General features: G+C 34.2%; 25 protein-coding genes. 11 read left to right on the plus strand and 14 right to left on the minus strand.

Annotated features, from left to right (window positions below):
• Positions 1 to 47 precede the first annotated feature (47 nt).
• On the plus strand, positions 48 to 359 hold the full coding sequence (locus PRO_RS05835) for a hypothetical protein (RefSeq protein ID WP_052039725.1): 312 nt from the start codon (positions 48 to 50) through the stop codon (positions 357 to 359).
• A 368-nt stretch (positions 360 to 727) separates the two neighbouring features.
• Here PRO_RS05835 and PRO_RS05840 read toward each other — a convergent pair whose 3' ends face one another.
• Positions 728 to 1,477, minus strand: a complete 750-nt coding sequence (locus tag PRO_RS05840; RefSeq protein WP_011125339.1) for an MBL fold metallo-hydrolase — start codon at positions 1,475 to 1,477, stop codon at positions 728 to 730.
• A gap of 292 nt (positions 1,478 to 1,769) precedes the next feature.
• On the opposite strand from PRO_RS05840, the gene PRO_RS05845 reads away from it, so the two are divergent.
• Complete coding sequence (locus tag PRO_RS05845; RefSeq protein WP_011125340.1) at positions 1,770 to 1,955, plus strand: hypothetical protein; 186 nt, start codon at positions 1,770 to 1,772, stop codon at positions 1,953 to 1,955.
• 24 nt (positions 1,956 to 1,979) lie between these two features.
• On the opposite strand, the gene PRO_RS05850 is transcribed toward PRO_RS05845, so the two are convergent.
• From PRO_RS05850 to PRO_RS05855, 3 genes are all read right to left on the minus strand, one after another.
• Entirely contained in the window at positions 1,980 to 2,159 is a 180-nt protein-coding gene (locus PRO_RS05850) for a hypothetical protein (RefSeq protein ID WP_036892302.1), read from the minus strand.
• Positions 2,160 to 2,263: 104 nt separating this feature from the next.
• Positions 2,264 to 2,440, minus strand: coding sequence for a hypothetical protein (locus PRO_RS09400; RefSeq protein WP_011125342.1), 177 nt, complete (start codon positions 2,438 to 2,440; stop codon positions 2,264 to 2,266).
• A 54-nt stretch (positions 2,441 to 2,494) separates the two neighbouring features.
• Positions 2,495 to 2,971 (minus strand): hypothetical protein, encoded by a 477-nt coding sequence (locus PRO_RS05855; protein WP_011125343.1) that lies wholly within the window; start codon positions 2,969 to 2,971, stop codon positions 2,495 to 2,497.
• A gap of 264 nt (positions 2,972 to 3,235) precedes the next feature.
• On the opposite strand from PRO_RS05855, the gene PRO_RS05860 reads away from it, so the two are divergent.
• Positions 3,236 to 4,195 carry an aldo/keto reductase gene (locus PRO_RS05860; protein ID WP_011125344.1) on the plus strand — a complete coding sequence of 320 codons (960 nt, stop codon included), beginning with the start codon at positions 3,236 to 3,238 and terminating at the stop codon, positions 4,193 to 4,195.
• A gap of 4 nt (positions 4,196 to 4,199) precedes the next feature.
• Here PRO_RS05860 and PRO_RS05865 read toward each other — a convergent pair whose 3' ends face one another.
• Positions 4,200 to 4,475 (minus strand): SemiSWEET transporter, encoded by a 276-nt coding sequence (locus PRO_RS05865; protein ID WP_011125345.1) that lies wholly within the window; start codon positions 4,473 to 4,475, stop codon positions 4,200 to 4,202.
• Between the two features lie 188 nt (positions 4,476 to 4,663).
• Positions 4,664 to 4,837 (minus strand): hypothetical protein, encoded by a 174-nt coding sequence (locus tag PRO_RS09405; protein ID WP_011125346.1) that lies wholly within the window; start codon positions 4,835 to 4,837, stop codon positions 4,664 to 4,666.
• Between the two features lie 143 nt (positions 4,838 to 4,980).
• On the opposite strand from PRO_RS09405, the gene PRO_RS05870 reads away from it, so the two are divergent.
• Both PRO_RS05870 and PRO_RS05875 read left to right on the plus strand, forming a co-directional pair.
• The gene (locus PRO_RS05870; RefSeq protein ID WP_011125347.1) at positions 4,981 to 5,298 is read left to right on the plus strand and encodes a hypothetical protein; all 318 of its coding nucleotides are present in this window, start codon (positions 4,981 to 4,983) and stop codon (positions 5,296 to 5,298) included.
• 157 nt (positions 5,299 to 5,455) lie between these two features.
• The gene (locus tag PRO_RS05875; protein ID WP_011125348.1) at positions 5,456 to 7,387 is read left to right on the plus strand and encodes an ABC-F family ATP-binding cassette domain-containing protein; all 1,932 of its coding nucleotides are present in this window, start codon (positions 5,456 to 5,458) and stop codon (positions 7,385 to 7,387) included.
• 138 nt (positions 7,388 to 7,525) lie between these two features.
• On the opposite strand, the gene PRO_RS05880 is transcribed toward PRO_RS05875, so the two are convergent.
• Positions 7,526 to 7,822, minus strand: coding sequence for an RNA recognition motif domain-containing protein (locus tag PRO_RS05880; protein ID WP_011125349.1), 297 nt, complete (start codon positions 7,820 to 7,822; stop codon positions 7,526 to 7,528).
• 231 nt (positions 7,823 to 8,053) lie between these two features.
• Between PRO_RS05880 and PRO_RS05885 the strand changes: the two genes are divergently transcribed.
• The 6 genes from PRO_RS05885 to PRO_RS05910 all read left to right on the plus strand — a co-directional run bounded on the left by PRO_RS05885 (position 8,054) and on the right by PRO_RS05910 (position 12,590).
• Complete coding sequence (locus PRO_RS05885) at positions 8,054 to 8,485, plus strand: hypothetical protein (RefSeq protein WP_011125350.1); 432 nt, start codon at positions 8,054 to 8,056, stop codon at positions 8,483 to 8,485.
• A gap of 324 nt (positions 8,486 to 8,809) precedes the next feature.
• Positions 8,810 to 9,019, plus strand: coding sequence for a hypothetical protein (locus tag PRO_RS05890; protein ID WP_011125351.1), 210 nt, complete (start codon positions 8,810 to 8,812; stop codon positions 9,017 to 9,019).
• Between the two features lie 47 nt (positions 9,020 to 9,066).
• The gene (locus PRO_RS05895) at positions 9,067 to 9,699 is read left to right on the plus strand and encodes a 2OG-Fe(II) oxygenase (protein ID WP_011125352.1); all 633 of its coding nucleotides are present in this window, start codon (positions 9,067 to 9,069) and stop codon (positions 9,697 to 9,699) included.
• A 44-nt stretch (positions 9,700 to 9,743) separates the two neighbouring features.
• The gene (locus tag PRO_RS05900) at positions 9,744 to 10,664 is read left to right on the plus strand and encodes an AEC family transporter (protein ID WP_011125353.1); all 921 of its coding nucleotides are present in this window, start codon (positions 9,744 to 9,746) and stop codon (positions 10,662 to 10,664) included.
• 184 nt (positions 10,665 to 10,848) lie between these two features.
• Complete coding sequence (locus PRO_RS05905) at positions 10,849 to 11,094, plus strand: hypothetical protein (protein ID WP_011125354.1); 246 nt, start codon at positions 10,849 to 10,851, stop codon at positions 11,092 to 11,094.
• Positions 11,095 to 11,282: 188 nt separating this feature from the next.
• Positions 11,283 to 12,590, plus strand: a complete 1,308-nt coding sequence (locus PRO_RS05910; RefSeq protein ID WP_011125355.1) for an NRAMP family divalent metal transporter — start codon at positions 11,283 to 11,285, stop codon at positions 12,588 to 12,590.
• Positions 12,591 to 12,643: 53 nt separating this feature from the next.
• On the opposite strand, the gene PRO_RS05915 is transcribed toward PRO_RS05910, so the two are convergent.
• The 7 genes from PRO_RS05915 to PRO_RS05945 form a co-directional block, all read right to left on the minus strand.
• Positions 12,644 to 12,982 (minus strand): phenylpyruvate tautomerase MIF-related protein, encoded by a 339-nt coding sequence (locus PRO_RS05915; RefSeq protein ID WP_011125356.1) that lies wholly within the window; start codon positions 12,980 to 12,982, stop codon positions 12,644 to 12,646.
• A 92-nt stretch (positions 12,983 to 13,074) separates the two neighbouring features.
• Entirely contained in the window at positions 13,075 to 13,467 is a 393-nt protein-coding gene (locus tag PRO_RS05920) for a DUF2237 family protein (RefSeq protein ID WP_011125357.1), read from the minus strand.
• A 316-nt stretch (positions 13,468 to 13,783) separates the two neighbouring features.
• A complete protein-coding gene (locus tag PRO_RS05925; RefSeq protein ID WP_036892430.1) occupies positions 13,784 to 13,996 on the minus strand; it encodes a hypothetical protein in 213 nt (70 codons plus the stop codon).
• A gap of 227 nt (positions 13,997 to 14,223) precedes the next feature.
• Positions 14,224 to 15,336 (minus strand): fatty acid desaturase, encoded by a 1,113-nt coding sequence (locus tag PRO_RS05930; protein WP_011125360.1) that lies wholly within the window; start codon positions 15,334 to 15,336, stop codon positions 14,224 to 14,226.
• 355 nt (positions 15,337 to 15,691) lie between these two features.
• On the minus strand, positions 15,692 to 15,940 hold the full coding sequence (locus PRO_RS05935; RefSeq protein ID WP_011125361.1) for a hypothetical protein: 249 nt from the start codon (positions 15,938 to 15,940) through the stop codon (positions 15,692 to 15,694).
• Positions 15,941 to 16,343: 403 nt separating this feature from the next.
• Positions 16,344 to 16,808, minus strand: coding sequence for a nucleoside 2-deoxyribosyltransferase (locus PRO_RS05940; RefSeq protein WP_011125362.1), 465 nt, complete (start codon positions 16,806 to 16,808; stop codon positions 16,344 to 16,346).
• A 4-nt stretch (positions 16,809 to 16,812) separates the two neighbouring features.
• Entirely contained in the window at positions 16,813 to 17,199 is a 387-nt protein-coding gene (locus PRO_RS05945) for a phosphoribosyltransferase (protein ID WP_011125363.1), read from the minus strand.
• Between the last annotated feature and the right edge of the window lie 57 nt (positions 17,200 to 17,256).

Raw genomic sequence — 17,256 nt, forward strand, 5'->3', positions numbered from 1 at the left:
AAAAGCAAATAGTCATTGTGTTGATGTTAACTTCTCTGCAGTTATGAATGAATATCATGTTGAATGGTCTAAATCTCTGCACTTTGCTAGAGAAATACTGCTATTCAAAAAAAATATCAGATAAAGAGGTTGAATTTCTTGAGAGGTGTTGGCTTGATTCCCTAAATAGCCTTCACTACAATAGATATCCAGGAATTGCTCCTGCAATTGTATGCGATGAAGCAGGTGTCGCTAGAGGTAGTTATTGGATAAGCTGCAATGCTGCTATTTTAGATAAGCTAAAACCACTTGGGACAACAAGAAGCAGAAGTGCTCGTATATTTGATGTTCTTTTTCAATCTGGACTAATTGCAGCTTAAAAGATAGGCAACGCCTATACAATAATTCTATATAAATATTTGAAACAAGTTTATTTGTATCTAACATTTAAGTAACCATCTAAGGAATAAAGAGAAAGTATTTACTAGGATTAATGTTCACAGTTCTTTCAGACTTTGGTTATAATTAATATTGCGCAAAGCCTGAAAGGCTAAAATCACTTACCATGTTTATAGGAGCAGGCTTCAATGGCAAATGAAGAGTCAGGAGGAATGGTTCCAGGATTATTTGCTATTGGCATATCAGTTGTATTTGCAGCAGCCATAGGTTTTATTATTCTACATTTCCTTCCAAGTACACCTTTCTAATTATATTTTTGTGAAGTAAATCTATTAAATATAGATTCTTTTTATTGATTAATATAATCATTCAATTGATAAATCTCTCCTACTTTAGGGTTAATAAATTCAGCTTTATCCTTAATAAAATTAGAAGCCTCTTCATTACAGCCATCAATAGAAATCAAATAATTCAATAAACCAGTAAAACTTGCATCACCACCTGTAGTGCTTGCAAATACTTTCTTAGGTTGAAACTTTTTAATAAGTTTTGGCAATACATACTTACCTTTAATAAAAGCTCCTGCCAAAGGCAGCTTAAGATTTATAACCGGCGTGAAAACTGCGTCAAGTCTACGAGGTTTGATCTTTTCATCAAGAAACCCATGGGGCTCAATATAAAATGAAAAGTTTTTGGAAGAGACAATGTAACCATTCTCAAGTCCTGGAACAGCAGCGCCTTCTGTAGCTTCAATAAAAGTTTGATCTAGGTTCTTTGATTGTCCTGGCTTAAGACTTGTCTTATTCGAAAACCCTAGTTTTTCTAAAACCCTTCCAGCACTGTAAGAACATATCGAAGGAATGGAGCGATCAAGAAGTTTTAATGAAGCAGGATGAGCATGATCTGGCAACCCTTGAGTCAAAAGCAAAAGGTCTATTGTTTTAGGGACAGTTATTTTGGTATTCAATCTGCCATTTATAAGCCATGGTCCAGGCGCAAAGAAAAGGTCCCCTGTGAGCCATGGATCAATCAAGATTCTCAATCCATCTAGATTAATGAACCAACTGCTAGAACCAAAATACGTAGCTTCGAATATCATTACCTTAATTAATGCAATTACTAGACTTTAATTCAAGCATATTGAAAATTTAAGAGAGCAGCTCTCTTAGAATTAGATATTTCCAAATCTGTCTAAAGTAACAGCTCTTGGTTAAAAGGAAATCTGTTTTATTTTGGTATAAATTAAGTCTTCACAAAATTACTCCTTAGAATAGATAATAAAAAAGCTTCTTAGGGAGTTTTTTTTAAGGGGCTAATAAATTTTTCTGCCTCTTAGGCAGCTAAACACTTTTCTCTGCAATTTTACCCTCACTGCAAACCCAAAATCAATTATGTCTACAGAATCAGGGAGTCTCGAATGTAGAAGACTTATTGAGGCTAAAGAAAATCTTATCAAAGCAATGCAAACTCTTGATAGTCTAAAAGATGTAGAGCATATAAATATTAAATTAAAAGATATTTATAAAGAAATAGAAGAGATGCATGAAGAGAGAAGAAGACTGGAATTTAAAATATAAACACCTTGGCATAAACTTATATTCTTATTTTCTTTTATTTTTTCTTCTCAATTCATCATTTTCCAATGTAGTTTTTATCAAGTCATTATATCCACCTGTGGCAGAACCAATAGCAAACATTATGATAAATCCAAGACCAGAAAAAATGATAACTATTTTTTCTACCACTCCTAATCCCATTATCACTGAAAATGTATGAATCATGGTTTTATCAAATAATATAATTTCTTAATTTAGCATTAGATCTTTTACATAATTAAAAAAAATATATTCATTTAATTATGCAAACGATCTGATTCTATAGCTTGCTACAAATCAGATTCCTGCGATAAATAAAAATCTGCGACATTTCTAAGCATCTCTATAACCACTTGATTTGAACATTTTGTTTTTTCCTGCAATCTCATGCAAGCTTCTTTTACATTAACAAAGGCATCTTCACAAATCTGATTCAACTCACTTTCACTATAATTAGATTCAGGCATAGGATGATTTGGTAGTAACTGTACTTTAAGTATAGTATATTCTTATTTATTTATTCAAAGCCAAGTAATTTTATGATCATCTTTTGAATCCTGACGAGCTAATATAATCATTGGAATTGTATTGATAGAGCTATTAATCTTCAATCTATATTCTCTAATTAACCCTAAATATTTAGTATAGGTCCACCCATTGTTGCCTACATCATTGACATGCCAACAAAGCCTTAGTGCTCTATGAAAATCTTCCATCCCAAATTCATTCCAACATTCCTGGACAGCTAACAGCTGATCTTTCCCTTCACTAAGAAGCTTTCTATAATAAATCATCTCAGGAGCCTCATTTGAAGCATCTGGGGGCAACATTAAAGGCAAATCAATCAATCTAACTTGGTCAAGTCTTAACCAACATCTATCAAAAACAAGGACAGGTAGGTCAAGCGTCCATGACTTCCCTCTAATAGAGTTTAAAAGTAATTGTGTTCTATACCGCTGTTGAAGAGAAAGATTAAAATAGGTTTTTGTTTTTTCCATCCTTTTATTTTAAAGTCAATCAATATTCCTTATATTATTATATACATTAATCAAGGACAATTTGATCCTGAAAAAGGATTTTTAATCTGAAGTAATGGCTCTTTTAGATAAATAATGTTCTTGTTATCACTTATTTAAGTCTAAAAATATTCTTTGAAATCAAAACATAAATAAATAAAACCTTACGAAAAAACACTAATTCAAATACAAAAGGTCATTTGAGCAAGGAAGAATTCATGATACAAAAAGCTTTAGATTGGTACCTTGATAAAAATTGGGTTTGGAACATGGGCTTGGGGGAATAAATTTCTTTGGGGGTATTTACCTGAAAAAGATGATGAGCTTCTTGAAAAAACCTTTAAAATCGCCATTAATAATGGCTTAAACCTAATCGATACAGCTGATTCTTATGGCACAGGCTCATTGAATGGACGAAGCGAAAAACTACTTGGGAAATATCTTTCTGATCTATCCCCAACAAGGCGAAAGTCCATTGTTATTGCTACAAAGTTAGCACCATACCCTTGGAGATTAGGGAAAGAAGCTCTGACTAAAGCTTTTCATGCAAGTAAAAATAGGCTTAAAGGGAAGCTCGATAGAATTCAACTTCATTGGAGCACTTCTAGATATGCTCCATGGCAAGAAGTTCAATTAATAGATTGTCTTGGAAGTATTTATGAACAAGGTCTTATTTCAGAGATAGGAGTTTCAAACATGGGACCTTTGCGACTGAGGTGGATATATGATCGACTAAAAAAACGTGGCATACCTCTTAAAAGTCTACAAATACAATTTTCTCTTTTGTCTCCACAACAAAAGAGAAATTATCAAATTAAAGAAGTTTGCAAAGAGTTAAATATTCAACTTTTAGCTTACAGCCCTTTAGCTCTAGGTGTTCTAAGCATAAGTCCCTCAGAGAAGAAAGTCCCTGAAACTTTTTTACGGCAAAGAATTTTCAATAGATTAATCCCATCAAGTATTGATTTAAGAAAGGGGCTGCATAAAATTGCAAATGATAGAGGAGTTTCACAAACACAAGTTGCATTGAACTGGTGCCGTTCTCATGGCAGCATACCTATACCTGGCATTAGAACGCCTAATCAAGCACTAGATATTAGCGAAGCTTGCAAATGGGAACTTAATAAAAAAGAAAAACTTCTTCTTGATGAACTTAGTATCGAATCCAAGCAAAGAATGCCTGCCAACCCATTCCAGAGTAATTAATTTTTTATCTCCATTCTGTTTTTATTTTATTCTTTCCATAAGCTAATTTAAGTGTCAATATTGATACATTAAAAATCAAGGTAATTACATTTGCAACTACAACTGGAAGAGCATTAGAACCCAATCCATAAATAATCCAAAAAATCAATCCAGTTATAAACAAAACAAGCATTAAAACAGATACATCCTCAGCAGACTTTGTCCTAAAGGTTTTGATCACTTGCGGAAGAAAAGCAATTGTTGTAAGGAAGGCAGCAAAGAAACCGTAAAAGTCAGTCAAAGGATCGTTCTTTAAAGTATCTATTATTATCTATTACCATTAAAAATGACATTCAGATCAACCTAGATATATGTGTTCAAGAAGAAAAACCTCATAAGTAAGCCACTTAAGCATTTAGCTCCAAAACTAAGCTTATAGCTATAAATGTGCAAATATCACTGCCCAAGTTTATACCACCTAAGAATGCATCAGGCCTTTTCTTGCTTTATTTCATAGTATGGGCGATCGTCATAATCAGCATCAGAACAACATATATCAGCATAAATTTCATCAAGCAAATCATAAGCATCATCATACTTATCAAATTCTTGGCAAGTAATATGATCTTCAATCCCGTCTTGTCGTTTAATGCGAAATTTCATGCTTCCAGTACAAACATAGTTAAAGCATTTTAAGCTAAAAACTATATTATTTATTTATTAACATCTGATTTTATAAGTCTAAACCACACTTCTACAATTTAAGTACTATACTCTGAGAAAATTAAGACCAAGAGGAAACTCCATTGTTTAGAAAAGAAGAAAAACAAGCTCTTACTAGATTGGCTTTGCTTTCAGTTGGTTGGGGCTTAGGCTTGGACAGGTTTTATGATGGGAGAATCAAGGATGGCTTTCTTTCTATCATTGGATGGGGACTAATTTTTGCTGGACTATTTTATTTTTCCCCTTGTCATGGAATTGACTACACAGATGGCGCCAAGACTTACTCTGAAATGTCACCAAATCCTTTAGCTATTTTCCCTATCGGATTAGGAACATATGGTGCTGTTTTAATTATCCGAAAAGCATTTAAGCTTTTGCGTTCTTTTGAAACATCAGAATAAGGATTGGAAATTCCAAGAAATTAATTTCACAGGCGTTTAAATAATAATTGTTGATATTTTTATATAGAATTTATTAATGATGAAGTTTTTAAATCACTTAACTATTAGCATTGACTTACTTTTATTGTTTAGATGCTAATCAAGGCAGGAGTTATTTTTGACTTTAATTAGTCTAATAAATGCATCCAAGGATTTCGGAGTTCGTACTCTTTTTGAAAATCTAAATTTACATATAAATAATAAGGAAAGACTTGGCCTAATTGGCCCCAATGGAGCAGGCAAATCAACCCTTCTTAAAATAATTGCAGGGCTCGAACCTCTTATGTCTGGAGAAAGGAAATGTTCTTCTTTGACCAAAGTGGCTTTGGTCGGGCAAGAGATTCACTTAAATAAACACAAATCTGTTTTACAAGAGGTTCTCAAAGGATGTGGCGAGAAAAGGGAGCTATTAATTCAATTCAATGAAGTAACTAAACAACTTGCAAGTTCTCCACACGACCAAATTCTTCTAAATAAGCTTGGCAGGGTCTCTGAGCGTATGGACGTATCAAAGGCATGGAATCTAGAGCAACAATGCCAAGAAGTGCTAAGAAGACTTGGCATTAGAGATGTTCATAAGTCTATTAACGAACTCTCTGGTGGATATCGGAAAAGAGTAGGCTTAGCCTCAGCATTAGTTTCAAACCCTGATGTATTGCTTCTTGACGAACCAACGAACCACTTGGACGCATCAGCAGTTGAGTGGTTACAAGATTGGCTTCAAAATTATAAAGGGGCTCTAGTTCTTGTAACTCATGACAGATACGTCCTTGATAAGGTAACTTCACAATTGATTGAGATTGAAAGAGGAAAGAGCTATAAATACATTGGAAACTACAGTAAATATTTAAACCAAAAGGTTCAACAAAAAGAATTAGAAGAGTCTTCGAACAAGAAATTTCAAAGCATATTAAAGAAAGAGTTGAAATGGTTAAAGCAAGGTCCTAAGGCAAGAAGCACTAAGCAGAAAGCAAGGCTTCAAAGAATTGCTGACATGCAATCTAATCAATTTACTGAGACTCAGACAAGTCTAAAGATGAATTCTTTATCACGAAGAATTGGCAAAAAAACAATAAACGCAGAAAAGCTTTCCATAACAATTAATGGGGCGATTCTCCTCGAAGATTTTAGTTATAGTTTTAGTTCAGAAGATCGCGTGGGCATCATTGGAGCAAATGGCAGTGGAAAGTCAACATTCCTAGATCTACTAGCAGGGAAAAGAGAGCCATGTAATGGAACAATTGAAGTAGGGGAGACAATTCAAATTGGCTACTTAGATCAACACACTAATGAGTTGACTGCAGGGAAAGGCTTAGAAAGAAAAGTTATAGAATTTGTTGAAGAAGCAGCTCAAAGAATTGATATAGGAGGGAAACAATATACTGCTTCTCAATTGCTGGAACAATTCCTCTTTTCCCCTTCAGAACAACACAGTCCTATAGCGAAACTTTCGGGGGGGGAGAAAAGAAGATTAACCCTCTGTAAGATGCTTATTAAGGCACCTAATCTATTGCTTTTAGATGAACCAACAAATGATTTAGATATTAAGACACTTGCAGTTCTTGAAGATTTCATAGAAGATTTCAAAGGATGTGTTGTTGTCGTATCGCATGATAGATATTTCCTAGATCGAACAGTAGATAGAATTTTTAATTTTGAGAATAACCAATTAAACAGGTATGAAGGTAATTACAGTTCATTTCTTGAGCAAAGAAAAATAGCAAAAGGCAATCTAGAAGAACCTTATAAAGATAAAAGAATTGCGACAAAAACAAAGCACTCAGAAAAGTCAAATCAACTCTTAAAAGAAAAAAAGTTTAGCGTTGGGAAGCAAAAGAGATGCCTCAGTTTCAAAGAAAAAGAAGAGCTAAAAGAATTAGAAAGGGAATTACCTTTATTAGAAAAAGAAAAATCGTTGTTAGAAAAATGTATTCAAGAAAATCTCAATGGATCTAACATTGCAATTCAAAGCCAAAAACTTGCCGATATAATAGAAACTATTCAAAATTCAGAAGAGAGGTGGTTATATCTTAGTGATATCGACATTTGATCATTATATAAACAAACTTATGGTTAGAACTCATAGCAGGGTTCAAATATGCTCACTAATCTTTTGTTTGATTTATCAATAGATGAATTGTATCTGCTAATTTTTTTTGCATACTCAATCCATAATTACCAATCAAAATCACCTGCGATTTCTACCTCCTCCGTAATCTGAGCGTCTACCATCCCTTGAATCTCTTCTAGGTTCAGCTTTGTTTACACGAATATTGCGCCCCATCCATTCAACATCTTGAAGATCATCGATTGCTTTTTGCTCATCAGCTTCATTAACCATTTCAACAAAAGCGAATCCACGCTTTCTTCCAGTTTCACGATCAAGAGGGATCTTGCAATCTTTCACTTCTCCATAACTAGTGAAAACACCAATGATGTCTTCTTGTTCAGCATCAAAGGAAAGATTACCAATGAAAATTGTCATACAAAAAAAGGACCTAGGGAGGCAAAAAAACGAATGGTCCTCAAGGAAATTCTTTATTGCCAAAGCTCATAAGCTTAAGCCAATCTAGATAGCCATTTGGAGCAGACACTAATAGTTTATTTCAAGACAGCCTTCAATCAAGTGACTTATAAAGAATTTAATGAAAATAATTCCCTAAAACATCTATTAACCCAAAGAAGATCCTATGGTTGGTTGAACTAAATTCATCAAATGGCGAATCCAGTTGAATTCGGCTCTTTTTATAAACTTCTTAGATCAGTAAGAGATGGGAGCGACGAAAAAAGCAAAGAATTAGAGTGGATGCTTGCTGAATATGAGCATGCAAAAGATGCTACAAGTGCATACGATGAACTAGGACAAATTTTTTGCCACCATGGAGTGATGGAATTGTACGATTATACAGGGACAGACAATATAAAATATATTAACACCCTAGATAAATCAGTATGGAATTACTTAGAAGTAAGAATGAACATAGGACTTGAAGACTATATGGTTAAATCTATGCTAACCCATGCAAAAGATCACCAACTAGCCAAAAAAGTTTCTGAAAAATGGAAATCTAACCTCAACGAGATTGAATCTAATATAAAAGATCTTGCTAAATATGTAACGGACGGAATAGTTGAATTAATTATTTAAATACTGCGCGTTTCACTTTTCTATATATGTCATTAAATAACTTTAGCCGTACAGTTGCTATTGCTTAAGTGTTGAAAGGTTTTCTAAATTGTTAGTTTATGACTTAAGGTCAATAGCTTGTAGAAACTTGTACTCAAAAAAGCCCCCATAGCATAATTCATAGGCTATTCTTTCCAAATGGCCTATTTTAATAGGCATTTCATAACTATCTCCTCAAAAGAAGGGTCAATTATTTGAATTGGCTCAAAAACAACCTGCCTCATCAAGTTTAAGGAGTAGCGTTTGATACTTATATTAGGTATCTTGAAGTAGTTCAATAAAAACATGCAAGAAGTTAATTCAGCCATTGAATCACTATCCCTTGCAGTGATTCATGTTTTAGACAGATCAAAGCATCTAAAAGGTAAAGACCAATATGCTCTAATCAATGAATTTGCCGAATGGATTGTAGATCTACCTAGCTATGAAGATGTTGTAGCGTTCCCAGATATGACTATAGAAGACCCTGACAATCCTATTATCGAGAATATATAAGAAAAGAAAACTCAAATGAACTCAGCAATAGGTCTTAAAATGTGCATATGGAATTAATTGCCCGTTATCATAATAAAGGGTTTGAATCTGTTGCTGATGGTGTTATAGCATTCTTTAATAGACGTCCAGACTTACACCGGAAAGGCATCTCTTTTGATAGCAAAGAATATTCTTCTGCAACAGAATCTAAGGTTTCAACTGATATAAGTCTTGTAGCTATTGACCAGTCAGACCCAGAAGCATATGCATTATCTGAAGTGATAATGCGTGGTGTCGATGCTGCTCTAAATCGCTATCTAATTGAACGGCCTCTCTTTAAAACTTGTTGTCCAGAACAATCTCTTTTCGTTAACCCAATCTTCAACTTACAAAGATATGCGCCAAATGAAGGCTTCAAGCAATGGCATTGTGATTGGGCTACTAATGAAGAGATTACAAAACCTATATATCGAGTACTTGCATGGATACTTTATTGCAATGATGTTGATTCAGGAGGAACCGAATTTCATTGGCAAGAACATCATGAATCGGCTAAACGAGGCAAACTTATAATTTTCCCAGCAGGCTTATCTCATATTCATAGAGGACGCATAACAAAAACCGCAACCAAAACAATTGCAACAGGATGGATTAATGCAGGCAATAAAAAAACATTCATTTCCAGATTAGCGCAGAGCTAAAAAGCTCCTAATAAGAATTTAGCTAACAAGTCAATTTTAAATCAATGGAAATTGTTTATCTCCTTTTTGAATTAATTCCCTGCCTTTCCATAGGGTATCTGATTGGACGATTCAATCAAAACTTATCTTTAAAAATAGCAAAGCCTCTTACGACTTTTGGTATCCCAATAAGTTTGATGGGACTTCTTCTGAAATCTGGAATGAATTGGCAGTTAATAGAAGCTGCCGCTATTGCCCTTTTAACAATAGGAATATCCATTTTTATTATTAATATATCTCCATCACTTCAAAATCTTTTTTCAAATCAAACCTTTTTATTAGGTAGTCATTTTGGTAATACAGGCTATTTTGGGATTCCAATCTCATTAGCATTACTTCCTACAGAGGCTCTCAGCTTTAGTATTGGTTTTGATATTGGAGCCACTTTAATAATCTGGAGCTTAGGGCCATTGATAATGGCTCATACTGAAAATAGATCTAAGAAAATTTCTCAATGGAGAATTTTTCTTAGATCTATTTTAAATAGTCCTGCAAGCAAAGGTCTACTTGGGGCCCTAGTAGTTCAATGCACTCCATGGAATCAACAGATTACTTCTTTTCTTTGGATGCCTTCGAAAATTGTCATTTTTTTGGCTCTTATCATTGTTGGTATGCGAATTAGTTTTCTAAATATCTCTAAAAACAAATCTGCCCTTACTCAAATCATGCTTATCAAAAATGCTTTAACAATTAAATTACTTTTTCTTCCTAGCCTAATGCTGAGTATATGCACAATCCTTAAGGTCGGCACCACAATGAGAAATTCATTGGTTCTTCAAGCTGCCACTCCTACTGCAATCTCAATACTTCTAATCTCTGAAGCTAGTGCAAAAAATCAAAATTCAGCTCGATCATTAGTGGTATGGAGCACTTGTTTCTCTCTAATTTCAATACCTCTTTGGGCAATGGTTTTAAAAATTAGCTAGATCAACAGGATTTTGTTCTAATTGACTTATTTTCAAGTGCTGCACTTAAAAAGTCTAGGTTAAAGACTAATTTGAGAGAAACCTTTAAGTTCTGAAAGCAAAGAATTTATCGCATTTAGTTTCATTTCTTGTCATTGTGTAAGAGATCTAACTCTTTTAGTTCAATAACAATTATCAAAAAAGCATGTCAACTCAAGAACTACTAGAGGATTCACTCAAAGAACCTGCTATAGGGCAAACATCCAAATTCCAATGGCATGCTACACCTATTGGGATAGCTGCCTTATGTAAACAAGAAATTTCTGATTCTTCTAAAAACTCTTATGAAGATGCTCTTAAAGAAGGGCTAGAGGTTGGACTTGACCTAAGTAGAGAAGAAAGAGAATCTCATTATTCCAAAAAAGGATTGGTAATTCTTTTCTATTCATAGAGATTAATTAAAGGAAAAACGACTTAAGTTAATTGATAATTTTTACTTTGACTCAATACAAATCCTTTTTATTGTTTGTTAACGCAATTTGATTTCAAGAAAATAGTCTTTAAAATCATCTATTTTTGTTGTTTACCTTTTACAAAAGTTGATTTTCTTATCACCATAGGGAAAGTAGTTATTTGATAATGAAGCTCTCAAGACAAGGTATTCAAAAGAGTTTAGGTCCTGGGATTGTTTTAGCTGGTGCATGTATTGGTGGGTCGCATTTAATGTCATCTACTACAGCTGGTGCAAAATTTGGATTTGCCTTAGTGGGCTTGATATTACTTACCAATTTATTGAAATATCCTTTTTTATTGGTCGGCACTCGCTTTACTGCTGTTACGGGACTTTCATTATTAGAAGGCTTTAAAGCTCGAAACTCAATATATCTACCTCTTTATTTAGTAATTGGCCTAATAACAGGGACATTTACTATTGCCGCAGTTAGCTTTGTCACTGGTCTTCTACTCACAAATATTCCTTTTTTATCAACCATCCCACCTATGGATTTATCTATTGGAGTTTTAGTTGCAAGTGGCATAATCTTGCTGCTCGGACATTACAAAGCACTAGATAAAATCTCAAAAATCCTTGTGTTGATGCTAACTCTCTTAACAAGTTTTGCAGTTATATCTCTATTACAGCGTGGTTCTCTCGGGAATATCGACATTAATTTTATTGACAGCAATCCAAGTCCTTGGACACTTTCAAATCTATCGTTTTTAATTCCATTAATGGGTTGGATGCCTGGTCCTGTTGAATTATGTGTTTGGCCTTCTCTCTGGATGTTCTCAAGATCAAGAGATACAAAATACACCGCAAATCTTCAAGAAGCTGAATTTGATTTTAATCTTGGATATTTAATTACTGTCATTACATCACTTTTATTTGTCTCTCTTGGTGCATTCACCATGTATGGGAGTGGCGAGGTGATGCTTTCAGAAAGTGGGGTTTCTTTTGCCCAAAATCTTATTCGTCTATATACATCTTCAATGGGGGATTGGGCTAAGTGGGTCATTATCCCAGCATCTTTTGCCGCAATGTTCAGTACGACATTGACATGCTTAGATGCATATCCTCGAAGTATTTCAGCAGTTCAAGGACTTCTTCAAGGAAAAGATAGAGGAATAACCTCATCCTTGTCTGAAAGGAAGCGACTACAATTTTGGATTGTTATACATATTTTCACTTCTTTAACTGCGCTTCTAATCGCAAAATCAGGAGGCATAAGTGTTAAAGATTTTGTCTTTGGAGCTATGACAGGCAGCTTTTTAACCGCACCTATATTTGCTTGGATGGCAATGGATACTCTTAATAGCTCATTAGTATCTAAAAAATATCGCTATAGTCCTTTAATGAATTTATTATGTTGGGTCGGCCTATCTTTCCTTGGAGGGTTTAGTTTGCTTTTCATTGCAAACTCTTTTTTTGGCTTAGGAATTGTAAATTAATTAAAATCCCTAATTTAAAGACCTACACTCATCATTAGGTATTAAGAGTCGAATTATCCAAATACTCTTCCATCCCAACCCCAAGAATCTGGAGATACATCTTCAAATGCTATATAAATACGATTAGTAGGTATTGTCGTGTTCTTTGAAATAATTTCGCAAAAAGCCGCTGTCATTTTCGCAGGTGTGATTGCCCCAATCGATTTAATCTCAACATAACAACAGGGTGCATTAGTGCCTGCGAATGTCATGGGTACATTTGTTTGCATCAAAGTCATTACATAACTTTCTGGTTTACCAGTTAAAGCAGACAATTCTTTTGAAAGTTCTTTCAGTAACGTTTGAGGCTTTTCAAATTGAGCTACTGAAGTCCGAACATTAATTAACGGCATTGAAATAATTCCGAAAAAATAGAAAATGAAACTTAACTATCTTTCTAGCATTGATTTAGGATCTTTACCTTGACAATTCTTTAAGAATAGAATTATTGGGTGCTTTGATAAGAATGCTTTCTCAATACTTCAATGTCAATTATTTCTAGCGTGCTAATTTCAGTTGCCTCTAGCCTAACCCAAGGAGCCATCCCATCATCATAAGCTTGCTTCCATCTTAGAGCACATAAACACCAATGATCGCCGTCTTTTAATCCTGGAAAATCAAACTGGGGAATTGGCGTAGATAAATCATTCCCTTGTGCTTTGCTATATCTCAAAAAAGCTTCACTCACTACACAACAAATAGAATGTTTACCAACATCGGAAGAATCTGTTTTACAACTACCGTCTCTATACCAACCAGTAATTGGATTGCAGCTACACTGTTGTAATGGTTCTCCAAGAACATTCTTAGATTTAATTGAATCTGAAATATTAACCATAATTAATCAAATAAAGCTTCAAGTCCGCTTAACTGCCAAAGCATTATGCCTCTCGAACCTACAATAGAAAAGGAAAGGCAAGCCAAAGCAACGCATAAAAGACAATGTGGAAACCCCATTTAGGCTTTTAAGACTATTTAAGTCATAGCAGAAAACGTTAGATCAAGCAGAATATTCATTTCTCTTTCCATTATTTGTTTAAAACTATATGCAAGGTTATATAGGAAGGTAAAACCATGAAAAAAACAAGCATAAAGGATGTTTCCTTGGATTCAGAATCAAGCAAATAAATATAGGAAGCTCTAATTCTTCTTAATTAATTATTGAGTTCTTTTTCCGCGCACTCTATAGCGGAGTTTTGATCATTCTTACCTTCATCAACAATTGCTGTTAAAGCACAATTACAAAACGCTTCTATAGCTGTTTCAGGAACACCAATTACAGCAGGGTTTGATTTTGAAGCAAGAATGCAATCTTTGAATTGATCTTGTGGGAAAGCATTCACTTTTGGAGAAAAAGAAACCATCATCAAAAAAGAAAACCATACCAAAGTGAAATTCAAGAATAATTGCGTCATTAATTTAAAAGGCTGAGAGGTAGATAAATATCTTATAATTACTAATAAGGTTATTAATATGAAGAGACACCTTATTTAATTTAAATCTTTAAAAAATATTTTAGGAACCTAAGTGTTCTTAATAATAGCTTCTTAAAGAATGAGTAAGGTCAAGTCCTTACATTCAAACCATAAGTAAATTATATTGTTGCCAATTGCTGTGCATGCTCATCCCAAAGAATATATTCAAAACAACCTGGAATATCACTGATTTTTAGATATTTTGCATTAACAAGTAGGTGTTTATTTCTAATATGACAAGCTCTCAAATTATAATTAGGTATACGGTCACATAAATGGTGCATGCTATGGAAGGAAATGTCAGCAAGGAACCAATTCAATAGTCTAGGTATGTCTAAGTTGCTACTCCCATCAACTGCACCAAGTATGGCACTCCATTCATTACTGCCATTAGCGTAAGAACCTTCAAAATTGTGCTGAACGAAGAATATACAAATAAAAATAGCGGCTGAAGCCGTCATTATTATCGAATAGCAACTCCAAAAAAGACCAGCTCCTAGCCATCTACTCATAAGAATCCAACTGATGATAACAATGACATTGTTAGCAATTAGATCTATCAACTCTCCAGAAGAATTTCCATATCCTGAGTAATTTGCTTGAAATCTTGTAGAGAAAGAAAAGAGATTTGCGAAATCTCTTTTTAGTAATTTATTACAAAGTTCAACCAATATAGACCAAATAAAATGAGCAATGGCATTTATCAATGTCAAACGAGGTTTGATTACAAGATAAAAGAAACCTCCAGGGAATAACATCAACCAATGACGACTAATTGAATAAAGAAACTGATTTATTTTTGATAGTGCTTGATAATCCTCTAGAGTTATAACGTCAACAGGACCTCGATACACCTCCCAATTCCCATTGTGGCGATGATGGAAAGCATGGTCACGTGACCAAGGGTATTGAGGTATTGCATTGAGAGTCCCAAGTAAAAATCCTGTTATACGATTTAACCTCCGAGAACGAAAAAGCGAACCGTGACCACAGTCATGCATCAAAGAAAATGCTCGTGATGACAACAAAGTTAAGATGGCAAGTACAGGAATCAATCCAAGTGCTCTAAAAGGAGTCTTAAAAGATGATTGATCAATCCAAGCTATTAAGATCCAGAGAAGGGCTACTGGAATAATTGTCGTTGATACTTGCCAAAATGCTCTCGCATTACTGCGCTTCAAATAAGGAGTAATAACAAAATCACTACGTTGAATTGTTTGATGATTTCTCAACTATTTAACTCCCTTCTAATTACAAGTTTGTCAAAAAGCAATTCCAAGTAAAACTTGCCAAATGAATGCAAAGATTGATTTTCTAAAAAACAAGTCATTACTATAGGGTTTTGCTAGAGAAAGTTGCTTGATTCCACAAGGGATTTTCTTTATTGGCAAAGCATTGCAATAAGAAGTTCGGAAAACAACGAATCAATCAGACCAATTAACTTTAAACCAAAGGGGCTGTTTGACGCCAATTAATTAAAAAGATATAAAAACAAAGCATCTTTTCTTAGATAGCAAAGCAATTTATAAAATATCTCTGAAAAATTCAGTCTATCCATAAATGATTTTTGAATAAATTTAAATTCTATTAAAAGCTTTTAGTCTCTCTAATAACAAAACTACTCTTCGTAATCAAATCAGATCCATCTATTTCTAAGCCTTTTACGCTAGATATTTCTCCTTTGAGACCTTCGATTTTTAATTGCTCAATCATTGTTTGAATGACCTGAGCTTCCACTAATTTCTGATCAATTCGATCAGGGGTGATTTTTTCAAATAACTTACCTGCTTTAGCTTTTACAACTTCAGAAGAATTCGTTATCTTTAGCAAAATCATTTTCAAAAGCATAGATAACAATAAAATAGTTCATTAGTCACACATACGCTGAAGATTTTATTAGATTTAATGTCATTTCAAATAGTGAATTAGATGAATTCTTTACCCCTCCTTTAACGTTAAAGCCAGTCAACCTTCATTTTCTTATAATATTCTTGTGCCAATTTCTCAGCTTCGCTCTTAAGGGGTTGAGGCTTTTTCTTTACCCCTTTTGCTTGGATTTGTGTTCTTGATGTTGTAATCATGATAAGAAAAGCCCCTATGTATCTGTTAATACAGAAATTTTCTCATAAAATCGTGCCTTCTAGTTGCTGTATTTATTAAATAAAACTAATTTTTCTTACCTCCTGATACAAATCCCATTTTGAGTTTCTATTAATTCAAATTTTCCAGCGAAATTCAATCAATCTTTCAACCAAATTGCCAAACTTTTCTTCGGATCTGATAATTCCTCAATTGATGTATAAAAATAATCATTCCATCCAATAGAAGGCAACCCAGCAAAAAGCATTAGATTAAGAGGATATTCTTCAGAATCGCTACAGCGACGAAAGTCATCACGAAACAAAAATGTCGGCTTACCTAATGCAATAGCTGCACCAAGCTCAATCATTACCCCTTCATCAGGGGGGGTGCCATTAACAACCGCAAGTATTCCATCTGAATTCCTTACATCACGTAAATCTGCAAGTGCAATGTCATGAGCCCAACCTGGCTGAAGGTTTTCATATTGAGCATTACGACTAAAAGGCTCCCAAACTTCTGCCCCTAGGTCTTCAAGTGCTGCAATAAACTCAGGCAGAAGATTCTTTTTACACTGTTTTGAAAATCCATATGGAGAAGCTAAGTAAATAATTTTTCGAGTCATCAAATTAATTCCTGTTCAATCGATAAAACTCTTCTTCTTCCTTGGCGAACAAAGGTTCCTCCCAGGGGAAAACAATCCATTCTTCAGGTGCACAAACTTCTATAGCATTCCACCATCCGCATTCAACTTTACTTAACCAAACAAATGCTGTGACATCAGGAATTTCTCTAAATGTATCTAATGTCAATCCTGTTTCATAAACATCATCAACTACCAATGAGTTAGGCGCTGGGTCCTGCAAAAAGGGAATTCTCAATATATGGCTAATTGAAACTGCTAGGCAAAGTCCTCCTCTAGGAACTCCATAAACGCCTGAGAAATCCTTATCCCTACATAAATAGGCAATTTTCTGAACACAGCTATTAAATTCTTCCCAGCTTAGAAGTCGCATAAATATAGTCAGCTTAAAAGCTTTTAAAAAATGAAAAAGATTCTATTTCTAGAAAGT

It is taken from the genome of Prochlorococcus marinus subsp. marinus str. CCMP1375 (assembly GCF_000007925.1).
Lineage (GTDB): Bacteria > Cyanobacteriota > Cyanobacteriia > PCC-6307 > Cyanobiaceae > Prochlorococcus_E > Prochlorococcus_E marinus.